The organism is Streptomyces sp. NPDC094034, from assembly GCF_040303865.1.
GTDB lineage: Bacteria > Actinomycetota > Actinomycetes > Streptomycetales > Streptomycetaceae > Streptomyces.
This window is the reverse complement of record NZ_JBEOUD010000008.1, coordinates 196,813-209,513: the sequence shown is the minus strand read 5'-3', so window position 1 is coordinate 209,513 and position 12,701 is coordinate 196,813. Positions and strand designations below refer to the sequence as shown.

Genomic DNA, 12,701 nt, shown 5'->3' with positions numbered 1-12,701 from the left:
CAACCCACCGGTCATCCGGCAGGTCGGGGTATCAACATATCTGGCGTTGACTTTTGGCACGCTGTTGAGTTCTCAAGGAACGGACGCTTCCTTTGTACTCACCCTCTCGGGCTTTCCTCCGGGCTTTTCCCTTCGGTCTTGCGTTTCCGACTCTATCAGACTCTTTCGTGTCCGATTCCCCGTCGGAGCGGGGCCGCTTTCCAGGTTCCCGCTTTCGCGTTTCCCTTTCCAGCGATTCCGACTTTATCAGAGTGATTCGAGTCGGATTCCCACCCCGCTTCGGAAGGCTCCAGGCATATGATTAACCCGGGTTCCCGTCGAGGTGGAGCCGTAAACGTACTGGAGCGGGGGGCCTCGAAGCAAATCGGGCCCCCCGCTCCAGGTGACGCATCGGACGATGCGTCAGATACGCCTGATACGTCAGACCTCGACCACCACGGGCAGGATCATCGGGCGCCTGCGGTACGTGTCCGAGACCCACTTGCCCACCGTGCGGCGCACGAGCTGCTGGAGTTGGTGCGGTTCCGCGACACCGTCCGAGGCCGCCTTGCCGATGGCCTCTTCGACCTTGGGCAGTACGGCGGAGAACGCGGCGTCCTCGATACCCGAGCCCCGGGCCTGGAAGTGCGGGCCGCCGACGACCTTGCCCGTGGTGGAGTCGACCACCACGAAGACCGAGATGATGCCCTCGTCGCCGAGGATGCGGCGGTCCTTGAGGGAGGTCTCGGTGACATCGCCGACCGACAGACCGTCCACGTACACGTAACCGGCCTGGACCTTGCCCACGATCCTGGCCCTGCCGTCGACCAGGTCGACCACCACGCCGTCCTCCGCGATGACGATGTGGTCCTTGGGGACCCCGGTCAGCGCGCCCAGTTCGGCGTTGGCACGCAGATGGCGCCATTCGCCGTGGACCGGCATCAGGTTCTTGGGCTTGCAGATGTTGTAGAAGTACAGGAGCTCGCCGGCCGAGGCATGGCCCGAGACATGGACCTTGGCGTTGCCCTTGTGGACGACGTTCGCGCCCCATCGGGTCAGGCCGTTGATCACGCGATAGACCGCGTTCTCGTTGCCCGGGATGAGGGACGACGCCAGGATGACCGTGTCGCCCTGGACGATCCGGATCTGGTGATCGCGGTTGGCCATGCGCGAGAGCGCGGCCATCGGCTCGCCCTGAGAGCCCGTGCAGACCAGGACGACCTCGTGGTCGGGAAGGTCATCGAGTGTCTTGACGTCGACGACCAGACCGGCCGGGACCCTGAGATAGCCCAGGTCTCGGGCGATGCCCATGTTGCGGACCATCGACCGGCCGACGAAGGCGACCCTGCGCCCGTACTCGTCGGCGGCGTCGAGGATCTGCTGGATACGGTGCACATGGCTGGCGAAGCTCGCCACGATGATCCGCTTCTGCGCGCTCCCGAAGACCTGTCGCAGGACGTTCGAGATGTCGCGCTCGGGCGGGACGAAGCCCGGGACCTCCGCGTTGGTGGAGTCCGAGAGCAACAGGTCGATGCCCTCCTCGCCGAGCTTGGCGAAGGTGGGCAGGTCGGTGAGTCGGCGGTCCAGCGGGAGCTGGTCCATCTTGAAGTCGCCGGTGTGCACCGCCATGCCCGCGGGTGTGCGGATGGCGACGGCCAGGGCGTCCGGGATGGAGTGGTTCACCGCGACGAACTCGCAGTCGAACGGGCCGATGCGCTCGCGGTGACCCTCGGTGACCTCAAGGGTGTACGGGCGGATGCGATGCTCCTGGAGCTTCGCCTCGATCAGCGCGAGGGTCAGCTTGGAGCCGATCAGCGGGATGTCCGGCTTCAGCCGGAGCAGGAACGGGACACCACCGATGTGGTCTTCGTGGCCGTGCGTGAGCACGACCCCGTCGATGTCGTCGAGGCGGTCCCGGATGGTGGTGAAGTCCGGCAGGATCAGGTCGATACCGGGCTGCTCCTCCTCGGGGAAGAGGACGCCGCAGTCGACGATGAGCAGACGGCCGTTGTACTCGAAGACCGTCATGTTGCGGCCGATCTCGCCCAGACCTCCGAGCGGGGTGACACGCAGGCCGTTCTTGGGCAGCTTCGGCGGCGCGCCGAGTTCAGGATGCGGATGACTCAAAAGACTCTCCTCACCACACGCGCCACGTGCCGCGGGGGCACGTGGCGCGCATGACATTCGTGCACTTGCTGTTGTCTGTGTGGACCGCTGTCGGTGTGGACCGACATGTCGGTTTGTGTCGATGGATCATGTCTTCGCGTATTCAGTTGTGAAGTCTGTGATTAGAGCTGTACCCCGCCGGCCGCCAGATCGATCTTGAGCTGAGCGGTTTCATGGTCCGACAGCTCGACGAGCGGGAGGCGCAGCGGGCCGGCCGGCAGCTTTTGCAGGGTGAGCGCGGCCTTGGTGGTGATGACGCCCTGGGTTCGGAACATGCCGGTGAAGACCGGGAGCAGCTTCTGGTGGATCTCGGTGGCCTTCTGGACGTCACCGGTGAGGTAGGCGTCGAGGAGTTCACGCAGCTCGGGCGTGACCACATGGCCGACCACGGAGACGAAACCGACCGCGCCGACCGAGAGGAGCGGGAGGTTGAGCATGTCGTCGCCGGAGTACCAGGCGAGGCCGGACTGGGCGATGGCCCAGCTGGCGCGGCCGAGGTCGCCCTTGGCGTCCTTGTTGGCGACGATGCGCGGGTGCTGGGCGAGCCGGACGATCGTCTCGGTGTCGATGGGGACGCCGCTGCGGCCCGGGATGTCGTAGAGCATGACCGGCAGCTCTGTCGCGTCCGCGATGGCGGAGAAGTGCCGGAAAAGGCCTTCCTGCGGCGGCTTGTTGTAGTACGGGGTCACCGCGAGCAGTCCGTGCGCTCCGGCGCGTTCGGCCGTGCGGGCCAGCTCCAGGCTGTGCCGGGTGTCGTTGGTGCCGACGCCGGCGACGATATGGGCCCGGTCTCCGACGGCCTCCAGGACGGCCCGTACCAGCTGCTCTTTCTCCGCGTCACTGGTGGTCGGCGACTCACCGGTGGTGCCGTTCAGGACCAGCCCGTCGTTGCCCGCGTCCACGAGGTGGAGGGCGAGTCGCTGGGCACCGTCGAGGTCGAGTGCGCCGTCCGTCGTGAAGGGCGTGACCATCGCGGTGAGGACCCGCCCGAAGGGGGTCTGCGGAGTGGAGATCGGAGCCATGGGTAACACGCTACTCGCTGCTCAGCTCACCGTGTCCCTTTGGGGGACGGGACAGGAGGAGCCCGGCACTGCCTGCTCGGGGGTTCAAGCAGTGCCGGGTCCGTTTGATCAGCCTAGATGAAGTTCTCGAAACGCCGCAATCCGGACACTTCACTCGGCCGACCGCGCATCTGTGCTCCGGACACGCCCGGAGGGCGCCCTAGGGCGCGACCCGGCCGTTCGCGTTGAAGGCCGCATGGGTCAGCGGCATGAGCTTCGCCCAGTGCTGCTCCATCCGCTCTCCGACCATCTCGATCTCCCGCTGGGGGAAAGACGGGGTCTTCGCCTGTTCGTGCTGGGTGCGCAGGCCGAGGAAGTGCATCAGCGAGCGTGCGTTGCAGGTGGCGTACATCGACGAGAAGAGCCCGACGGGCAGCACGGCGCGGGCCACCTCGCGGGCCACCCCCGCCGCCAGCATCTCCTGGTATGCCTCGTACGCCCGTACGTAGGAGTCCTCCATGACGCCGCTGGTCAGCTCCCGCTGCTCGCGGGTGCCGTCGACGAACACGTACTTCCCCGGACGGCCCTCCTGGACGAGCTTCCGCGACGCGTCGGGCACGTAGAAGACCGGCTGGAGCTCGCGGTAGCGGCCGGACTCCTCGTTGTACGACCAGCCCACGCGGTGCCGCATGAACTCGCGGAAGACGAAGATCGGGGCGCTGATGAAGAAGGTCATCGAGTTGTGCTCGAAGGGGCTGCCATGGCGGTCCCGCATCAGGAAATTGATGAGCCCCTTCGACCGCTCGGGGTCCTTCGAGAGCTCTTCCAGGGACTGCTCGCCCGCGGTGGAGACGCGCGCGGCCCACAGCACATCGGAGTCTCCGGCGGCGTGCTTGACCAGCTCGACGGTGACATCGCTGCGGAAGCTCGGTTTGGTCTCGGTGGGGGTGTCGCTCACCGGCGGGTCCTTCCATTCGCGTCGCACGGGCGGCGCCCACTCTACGGCTCGCCACTGACAGCGATGGACGGGCCGCCTTCCACCACGTTCATTGGTCAATTCGGGGAATTCGGGCACCGAATGGCGCGATTGTTCGTCTCACTCAGTAGCGGCTGAGCATCAGCCGGCACACCAGCGTCGTTCCATCACAAGATCGCAAGGAGAGTCCCTCCATGTTCCGCCGGCGAGAGGCCGTCCCGTTCGCATTCGTCGCCGAGGCCGACAGCTTCCGCAGTAACGTCACGCCCCCGCCCAAACAGCGGGCCAGCACATCCGAGCTCGTCAGCCGTACGCTGATCGGGCTGACCGTCGTCGCCGGATTCACCGGCGCGCTGCTCTTCGGGCTCCCGTCCCTGGAGACGAATCAGTCGTCCGGGCATGCGCAGCAGTCCGAGGCCTCACAGGGCCGCTGAGACCCGACCGGACCCCCTGGGGTGGTCCGGTCGGGTCGGTGATCGGTAGCCTCACCGGGCATAGCAATCGAGCGTGCTTGTGAGTGAGGATCAGTCGTGCCCCTGCCCTTCTTGACGGCCGACCGGGCTTTTGACGCGACCGATGACGTCGCCCTGCCCTTCGACGATCATGATCATTGGCGGCGTCCGTACCGCCCAGGCCCCTGGCGCGTGGTGGCGGCGGCGCTGCTTCTGCTGCTCGCCTCCTTCGTTCTGCTCGCGGCGATGATCATCGCGTTCGCGGGCGCTCTCTCGGGTGCGACCGTCTGTTTGGTGGTCGCCGCGGTGGGAATCGCCGTCGCCCTGCGTCTGCTGCGCATGGGCGCGTGGGTGAGCCGCCACGGCGTACGCCGGGTGGGGCTGCCGCTGACGAAGACCGTGCCCTGGAACCAGATCACGGCCGTACGCACCGTCCAGCAGCCGGTGCGCTGGCTCGGGCTGCCACGCACTGTCCAGGGGCAGGCGCTCGTCGTCACACGCCGACAGGGTGAGCCGATTCAGCTGCTCACCGACCACAACGCGGACTTTCTGTCGCGTGGTGAGGCGTTCGACCGGGCCGCCGACACCGTGGAGGCCTGGGGCGACGAGTACCGCGGCGTCTGACGCCGCCGTACGGGCGGGAGAGCGGTTCGAGCGGGGTCCGGCCATGGCAGGCCGGGCCCCGCTCCGCTGTGCCCGCTCGTCCTGGACTCCTGGACGGGACTTCGGACCTGCTCGTCCAGGGGTCAGGCCCGTACGGGTTTGCCGTCACGGAGTGCGATGGCCCGCTGCATGGCTTTGCGGGCGCGGGGGGTGTCCCGGGCGTCGTGGTAGGCGATCGCGAGCCGGAACCAGCAGCGCCAGTCGTCGGGCGAGTCCTCGGTCTCGGCGCGGCGCTCGGCGAAGACCGCGTCCGCGGAGTCCCGGTCGATCCGGCCGCCGGCCGTACGGACCAGTGTGTCGACCGGCAGGCCGCCCTCGGCGTCGAGCTCCGCCGCGAGCCGGTTGGCCCGGGCGACGAACTGGGTGTTCTTCCAGAGGAACCAGATACCGATGAGCGGCAGGACCAGCACGGCGATACCGAAGGTGATGGTGAGCGCCGTGCCCTGCTCGATCAGCAGCAGGCCCCGGCTGCCGACGAGGACGAAGTAGACGACCAGAACGGCGGCCGTGACGCAGTAGGTGATCTTCGCACGCATGGGGTCAGCTCAGGTCGAGGAAGTGTTCGAGGCCGAAGGTGAGGCCGGGGGCGGAGACCACGCGCCGTACTCCGAGCAGGATGCCCGGCATGAAGCTGCTGTGGTGCAGGGAGTCGTGCCGCACGGTGAGGGTCTCGCCCTCGCCACCGAGGATGACCTCCTGGTGGGCGAGGAGGCCGCGCAGCCGTACGGAGTGCACCGGCACCCCGTCGACATCGGCGCCACGCGCGCCGTCCAGCGCCGTGACCGTGGCATCGGGCTGGGGGGCGCTGCCCGCCGCCGCACGGGCCGCGGCGATCAGCTGGGCCGTACGCACGGCGGTGCCGGAGGGCGCGTCGACCTTGTTCGGGTGGTGCAGCTCGACGATCTCGACCGACTCGAAGTAGCGGGCCGCCGTCTCGGCGAACTTCATGGTGAGGACGGCGCCGATGGAGAAGTTCGGCGCGATCAGCACGCCCGTCTCCGGGGAGGCGGCCAGCGAGGTGTTCAGCTGCGCGAGCCGCTCCTCGGTCCAGCCCGTGGTGCCGACGACCGCGTGGATTCCATGCCGTACACAGAAGTCGAGGTTGCCCATCACCGACGCCGGGGTGGTGAGTTCCACGGCGACCTGGGCGCCGCTCTCCACCAGGCTCTCCAGCTTGTCGCCCCGGCCGAGGGCCCCGACCAGTTCCAGGTCGTCGGCGGCCTCGACGGCCCGTACCGCCTCGGCGCCGATCCGGCCCCTGGCTCCGAGAACGGCCACGCGCAGCTTGCTCATTGCTCTGCTTCCTTCAGCGTCGGGGTGCGGCCCGGTCGGTCAGGAGACCACGTCGTCGAGGCGGTCCGCCTGCTTGTCCTTGAGGGGTCCGATGACGGACAGCGAGGGACGGTGTCCCAGTACGTCGCGGGCGACCGCGCGTACGTCGTCGGGGGTGACGGCGGATATCCGCCCCAGCATGTCGTCCACGGACATCTGGGCGCCCCAGCACAGCTCGCTCTTGCCGATCCGGTTCATCAGCGCGCCGGTGTCCTCCAGACCGAGGACGGTGGAGCCGGAGAGCTGGCCGATGGCACGGCCGATCTCCTCGTCGCTGAGCCCTTCCTCGGCGGCCCGGTCGAGCTCGTCGCGGCAGATCTTCAGGACGTCGTGGACCTGGCTGGGCCGGCAGCCCGCGTAGACCCCGAAGAGACCGCAGTCGGCGAAGCCCGAGGTGTACGAGTAGACGCTGTAGGCGAGCCCGCGCTTCTCCCGTACCTCCTGGAAGAGCCGTGAGCTCATCCCGCCGCCGAGGGCGGTGTTCAGGACGCCGAGGGCCCAGCGGCGCTCGTCGGTGCGCGCCAGGCCCGGCATGCCGAGCACGACATGGGCCTGCTCGGTCTTGCGCTTCAGCAGGTCGACCCGGCCCGCGGTGCGCACGGAGCGGCTGCCGTCGCGGGGCGCCAGGGGCACGGCGTCCGTACGGGACAGGGCGCCGGCCTTCTCGAACGCCTTGCGGACCTGCCGTACCACCGTGGCGTGGTCGATGTTGCCCGCGGCGGCGACGATGAGACGCGTCGGGTCGTAGTGCTTCTTGTAGAAGCGCGCGATCCGGTCGCGGTCGAGGTCATTGATGGTGTCGACGGTACCGAGCACCGGCCGGCCGAGGGGGGAGTCACCGAACATGGTCTTCGCGAACAGGTCGTGTACGCAGTCGCCCGGGTCGTCCTCGGTCATGGCGATCTCTTCGAGGATCACCCCGCGCTCGGCGTCGACGTCGGTGGCCTCGATGAGCGAGCCGGTGAGCATGTCGCAGACGACATCGATGGCCAGCGGCAGATCCGTGTCGAGGACCCGCGCGTAGTAGCAGGTGTACTCCTTCGCCGTGAAGGCGTTCATCTCGCCGCCGACCGCGTCGATGGCGGAGGAGATGTCGAGGGCGCTGCGCCGGCTCGTGCCCTTGAAGAGGAGGTGCTCCAGATAGTGCGTGGCGCCGTTGAGCGCCGGGGTCTCGTCGCGGGAACCGACCTGGGCCCAGATCCCGAAGGTCGCGGACCGTACCGACGGGAGGGTTTCGGTGACGACGCGCAGGCCGCCGGGGAGGGTCGTACGCCGGACCGTACCGATGCCGTTCTCGCCCTTGAGCAGGGTTTGGGTACGGGCGACGGCCCGCGCCTCCGAGGAGGTGCGGGCCGTCGCCCTGGTGCTGGCTGTCACTTCGCGGCTTCGTCCTTCGCCTCTTCGGACTCTCCGGCCTCTTCACCCTCGATGACGGGGATCAGGGAGAGCTTGCCGCGCTGGTCGATCTCGGCGATCTCGACCTGGACCTTCTGGCCCACGCCGAGGACGTCCTCGACGTTCTCCACGCGCTTGCCGCCGGCGAGCTTGCGGATCTGCGAGATGTGCAGCAGACCGTCCTTGCCCGGGAGCAGCGACACGAACGCACCGAAGGTGGTGGTCTTGACGACCGTGCCCAGGTAGCGCTCGCCGACCTCCGGCATGGTCGGGTTGGCGATGCCGTTGATCGTGGCGCGGGCGGCCTCGGCGGCCGGTCCGTCGGCGGCACCGATGTAGATCGTGCCGTCGTCCTCGATCGTGATGTCGGCGCCGGTGTCCTCCTGGATCTGGTTGATCATCTTGCCCTTGGGGCCGATGACCTCACCGATCTTGTCCACCGGGATCTTGACGGTGATGATCCGCGGGGCGTTCGGGGACATCTCGTCCGGGACGTCGATGGCCTCGTTCATCACATCGAGGATGTGGAGGCGGGCGTCGCGGGCCTGCTTCAGCGCGGCGGCCAGGACCGAGGCGGGGATGCCGTCGAGCTTGGTGTCGAGCTGGAGCGCGGTGACGAAGGTCTTCGTACCGGCGACCTTGAAGTCCATGTCGCCGTAGGCGTCCTCCGCACCGAGGATGTCGGTGAGGGCGACGTAGTGCGTCTTGCCGTCGATCTCCTGCGAGATCAGACCCATGGCGATACCGGCGACGGGGGCCTTGAGCGGCACACCGGCGTTCAGCAGCGACATGGTGGAGGCGCAGACCGAGCCCATGGACGTCGAGCCGTTGGAGCCCAGCGCCTCGGAGACCTGGCGGATCGCGTACGGGAACTCCTCGCGCGTCGGCAGCACCGGCATGATCGCGCGCTCGGCGAGCGCGCCATGGCCGATCTCGCGGCGCTTCGGGGAGCCGACGCGGCCGGTCTCACCGACGGAGTAGGGCGGGAAGTTGTAGTTGTGCATGTAGCGCTTGCGGGTCACCGGGGAGAGGGTGTCCAGCTGCTGCTCCATGCGGAGCATGTTGAGGGTGGTGACGCCCAGGATCTGGGTCTCGCCGCGCTCGAAGAGCGCCGAGCCGTGCACCCGCGGGATGGCCTCGACCTCGGCGGCGAGCGTACGGATGTCCGTGACGCCGCGGCCGTCGATACGGACCTTGTCCTTGATGACGCGCTCGCGCACCAGGGACTTGGTCAGCGCGCGGTAGGCGCCGGAGATCTCCTTCTCGCGGCCTTCGAACTGCGGGAGCAGCTTCTCGGCGGCGAGCTCCTTGACGCGGTCGAGCTCGGCCTCGCGGTCCTGCTTGCCGGCGATGGTGAGCGCCTGGGACAGCTCGCTCTTGACGGCGGCGGTCAGGGCCTCCAGGACGTCGTCCTGGTAGTCGAGGAAGACCTGGAACTCGCCGGTGGGCTTGGCGGCCTTGGCGGCGAGGTCGGACTGGGCCTTGCACAGCGCCTTGATGAAGGGCTTCGCGGCTTCCAGACCAGCGGCGACGATCTCCTCGGTGGGAGCCTCGGCGCCGTCCTTGACGAGCTGGATCGTCTTCTCGGTGGCTTCCGCCTCGACCATCATGATCGCGACATCGCCGTCGTCCAGGACACGGCCGGCGACGACCATGTCGAAGACGGCGTCCTCCAGCTCGGTGTGGGTCGGGAAGGCGACCCACTGGCCCTTGATCAGGGCGACACGCGTGCCGCCGACCGGGCCGGAGAAGGGCAGGCCGGCCAGCTGCGTGGAGCAGGAGGCGGCGTTGATGGCGACCACGTCGTACAGGTGGTCGGGGTTGAGCGCCATGATCGTCTCGACGATCTGGATCTCGTTGCGCAGGCCCTTCTTGAAGGACGGGCGCAGCGGGCGGTCGATCAGGCGGCAGGTGAGGATCGCGTCCTCGGACGGCCGGCCCTCCCGGCGGAAGAAGGAGCCGGGGATCTTGCCGGCCGCGTACATCCGCTCCTCGACATCCACCGTCAGGGGGAAGAAGTCGAGCTGGTCCTTGGGCTTCTTGGAAGCGGTGGTGGCCGACAGCACCATGGTGTCGTCGTCCAGGTAGGCCACGGCGGAACCGGCGGCCTGCTTGGCGAGCCGTCCCGTCTCGAAGCGGATGGTGCGGGTGCCGAAGGTTCCGTTGTCGATAACGGCCTCGGCGTAGTGGGTCTCGTTCTCCACTAGTGCTTTCTCCTCGTGTTCGTCCGGTGCCCGTGTGGCAGGGGACGTGGCGGAGAAGCGCTCCTCGGTGCGGGCCGGTCTTCGATCGAAGCACCCGGGGCCGCGGCATGGGCCGCGCTCCGTCCGGGAGCCACTACCGAGGACCGGCGGCGGCGGAGTTCGCTCCTCCTCTTCAGTTGTGCTCGTGCGACCAGATTACTGAGCTTCGCCGCGGGATGACATTCCGGTTGTCCCGGGCGGGGCGCTCGTGGGCCCGGTACGGGGGCGGTCAGCCCTCCCGTACGTACGCACATACGCGAAAGGAGCGGCCCCCTGGAAGTGGGAACCGCTCCCTTCACGGTGTCTTACTTGGCACCGCCGGCCGCACCGCGGCGGATGCCCAGGCGGTCGACCAGCGTACGGAAGCGCTGGATGTCCTTCTTGGCCAGGTACTGCAGCAGCCGGCGGCGCTGACCGACCAGGATGAGCAGACCACGACGGGAGTGGTGGTCGTGCTTGTGGGTCTTGAGGTGCTCGGTGAGGTCCGAGATCCGGCGCGACAGCATGGCGACCTGGACCTCGGGGGAGCCGGTGTCACCTTCCTTGGTGCCGAACTCGGTCATGATCTGCTTCTTCGTAGCGGCGTCGAGCGACACGCGTACTCCTCGTGGGTCTTCATGGCCACCGAGTGCCCCAGGTCGAATTCTCTGGGGAGCTTCCGTTACTCGGGAGGCGGGGATCCGTTGGGCGCTGTTCCGGACGGTCCCGGAACGCGTACACAAACGGCCGCTACGTAGCGTACCAGCCCGTTCAGGAGGTCAGCGCCCGGATGGAGTGGTAGACGTCGAAGACCGCCAGACAGAGCGGTACGAGCGTCAGCAGGACGAAGGCCTCCGCGATCTCCAGGAAGCGGCCCCAGAAGGGGGTCACCCCCTTGCTCGGCACGATCAGGCCGATGGCGGTGATCAGGGCGGCGACGGCCGCGACCGCGGTGGTGAGCCAGACCGTACGGATGTCGAGCGCCGTGCCGTCACCGCGCAGGGCCTCGTACATCAGATTCGACGGCGGGTTGAGGCAGAGCCCGAGCACCAGCAGCGCCAGGGCGCCGAGGCCCGCGGCCAGGGCGCAGCCGACCTGGGCGGTGTAACGGAAGAGATGGGCGCGCATCAGCATGGCGATGCCGGTGGCGAGCGCGAGCAGCTGTCCCCAGACATTGTCGGAGAAGCCGAGCACCGCGGTGGCGCCCACGGCCACCAGCGCGCAGCCGCCGACCAGTCCGACCAGCAGTTCATGACCCCGGCGGGCCTGGGCCGCGATGCGTTCCGCGTCGACCGGGCCCTGGGGTACGGGGTCGGCGCCGTAGTCGCCGACGGACGAACGGGGCGGCTCGAAGCCGATGGGGAGCCGGGCGAAGCGGGTGGAGAGGCCGGGCAGGAACGCCAGGGCCCCGACAGCGAGCGGGGCACAGACCGAGGCGCTCTCGACCGGGGTCATCTCGGTCATGATCGCGGCGAAGGTCACCAGCAGGCCGACGGCGGCGGCGAACACGAACGCGACGAAGGCACCGTCCCCGCTCGGTGTGACGATCATCAGGATCACCGCGGCGACGAGCACGGCCGCGCAGGCGAGCAGGAACTGTAGCCTGCCGGTGCCCTGGCCCTGTGCGAGGGACAGCAGCCCGGAACCGGCGACACCCGCGTTCGCCAGTGATCCGATGCCCAGTGCGATGGACGAGCCCCGGTCGTCGTAGACCCGGGCCCGTACGCCGGCGAGCGCGAGCAGCAGGACGGCCGTGATGGCGGCGAGGATGCCGGGCAGGCCGTGCATGTCGTGGCGGGGGTCGGCGGTCCACAGCACGAAGGAGAGCAGGACCAGCAGGACCGAGCCGCCGAAGAGCCCGGCGCCACGCATCAGACCGTCGGTCCAGAGCGTGCTGTCCCGGGCCACGGCGGTGGCGACGGCGTCGGAGACATCGTCGAAGACCGCCGGCGGCAGGGACTCGGCGAAGGGCCTCATCGAGAGCAGTTCGCCGTCGAGGATGCGCTGGGCCGCCAGGGAGCGCGCGCTGTCGAGTACGGTGCCGTCCCGGCGTACCAGGTGGTACCCGACCGGGGCGCCCTCCGCGGGGCTCTGTCCCGACAGCCTGAGGATCTCCGGGTAGAGATCGGCGACGGGGATGTCCTCGGGCAGTGCCACATCGACGCGTCCGTCCGGCGCGACGACCGTGATCCGGCAGAAGCCGGTCCCGCCGCCGGCCGGGGCCGCGGGACCGGGGTGACCGGTTCCGGCGGCCGCCGCTTGGGCCGTCTGGGCCGTCATACTCACCTGCTGCTCCCCCTTGTGGTTCTGATGGATCGTGTACCCACTGGGTACCTGTGACGGATCATGTACATGGATCGTGTACATGGTCCGCACGCGTGGATCCGACGCGTGAATCCAATGCGCGGATCCGGTGCGTGAATCCAATGCGCGGATCCTGTGCGTGAATCCGATGCGCGGATCCTGTGAGTGGATCCTGTGAGTGGATCGTGTGGAACGTGGGCCGCGTGCTGAT

11 protein-coding genes are annotated in these 12,701 nt (G+C 68.4%); 2 read left to right on the top strand and 9 right to left on the bottom strand.

Annotation, left to right across the window (positions count from 1 at the left end; all coding sequences use genetic code 11):
• Positions 1–420: 420 nt before the first annotated feature.
• From ABTZ59_RS10880 to thyX, 3 genes are all read right to left on the bottom strand, one after another.
• A complete protein-coding gene (locus ABTZ59_RS10880) occupies positions 421–2,106 on the bottom strand; it encodes a ribonuclease J (RefSeq protein WP_351393996.1) in 1,686 nt (561 codons plus the stop codon).
• 161 nt (positions 2,107–2,267) lie between these two features.
• The gene (gene dapA, locus ABTZ59_RS10875; protein WP_351393993.1) at positions 2,268–3,167 is read right to left on the bottom strand and encodes a 4-hydroxy-tetrahydrodipicolinate synthase; all 900 of its coding nucleotides are present in this window, start codon (positions 3,165–3,167) and stop codon (positions 2,268–2,270) included.
• Between the two features lie 199 nt (positions 3,168–3,366).
• A complete protein-coding gene (gene thyX, locus ABTZ59_RS10870) occupies positions 3,367–4,104 on the bottom strand; it encodes an FAD-dependent thymidylate synthase (protein ID WP_249954193.1) in 738 nt (245 codons plus the stop codon).
• A gap of 212 nt (positions 4,105–4,316) precedes the next feature.
• Here thyX and ABTZ59_RS10865 point away from each other — a divergent pair, with 212 nt between their 5' ends.
• Both ABTZ59_RS10865 and ABTZ59_RS10860 read left to right on the top strand, forming a co-directional pair.
• On the top strand, positions 4,317–4,556 hold the full coding sequence (locus ABTZ59_RS10865) for a hypothetical protein (protein WP_351393988.1): 240 nt from the start codon (positions 4,317–4,319) through the stop codon (positions 4,554–4,556).
• 96 nt (positions 4,557–4,652) lie between these two features.
• Positions 4,653–5,198: an SCO5741 family PH domain-containing membrane protein gene (locus tag ABTZ59_RS10860; protein ID WP_351393985.1), complete on the top strand. Its 546-nt coding sequence runs from the start codon at positions 4,653–4,655 to the stop codon at positions 5,196–5,198.
• A gap of 122 nt (positions 5,199–5,320) precedes the next feature.
• Here the strand turns inward: ABTZ59_RS10860 and ABTZ59_RS10855 are convergent, their stop codons facing one another.
• The 6 genes from ABTZ59_RS10855 to eccD all read right to left on the bottom strand — a co-directional run bounded on the left by ABTZ59_RS10855 (position 5,321) and on the right by eccD (position 12,466).
• On the bottom strand, positions 5,321–5,773 hold the full coding sequence (locus tag ABTZ59_RS10855; RefSeq protein WP_351393982.1) for a tetratricopeptide repeat protein: 453 nt from the start codon (positions 5,771–5,773) through the stop codon (positions 5,321–5,323).
• A gap of 4 nt (positions 5,774–5,777) precedes the next feature.
• Complete coding sequence (gene dapB, locus ABTZ59_RS10850; RefSeq protein WP_351393979.1) at positions 5,778–6,530, bottom strand: 4-hydroxy-tetrahydrodipicolinate reductase; 753 nt, start codon at positions 6,528–6,530, stop codon at positions 5,778–5,780.
• Positions 6,531–6,569: 39 nt separating this feature from the next.
• Entirely contained in the window at positions 6,570–7,946 is a 1,377-nt protein-coding gene (locus ABTZ59_RS10845) for a M16 family metallopeptidase (protein WP_351393977.1), read from the bottom strand.
• The gene (locus tag ABTZ59_RS10840) at positions 7,943–10,168 is read right to left on the bottom strand and encodes a polyribonucleotide nucleotidyltransferase (RefSeq protein WP_351393974.1); all 2,226 of its coding nucleotides are present in this window, start codon (positions 10,166–10,168) and stop codon (positions 7,943–7,945) included. The genes ABTZ59_RS10845 and ABTZ59_RS10840 overlap by 4 nt, the downstream gene beginning before the upstream one ends.
• Positions 10,169–10,512: 344 nt before the next feature.
• Positions 10,513–10,803: a 30S ribosomal protein S15 gene (gene rpsO / locus ABTZ59_RS10835; RefSeq protein WP_030351649.1), complete on the bottom strand. Its 291-nt coding sequence runs from the start codon at positions 10,801–10,803 to the stop codon at positions 10,513–10,515.
• Positions 10,804–10,957: 154 nt separating this feature from the next.
• Positions 10,958–12,466, bottom strand: coding sequence for a type VII secretion integral membrane protein EccD (gene eccD, locus ABTZ59_RS10830; protein WP_351394026.1), 1,509 nt, complete (start codon positions 12,464–12,466; stop codon positions 10,958–10,960).
• Positions 12,467–12,701: the final 235 nt, after the last annotated feature.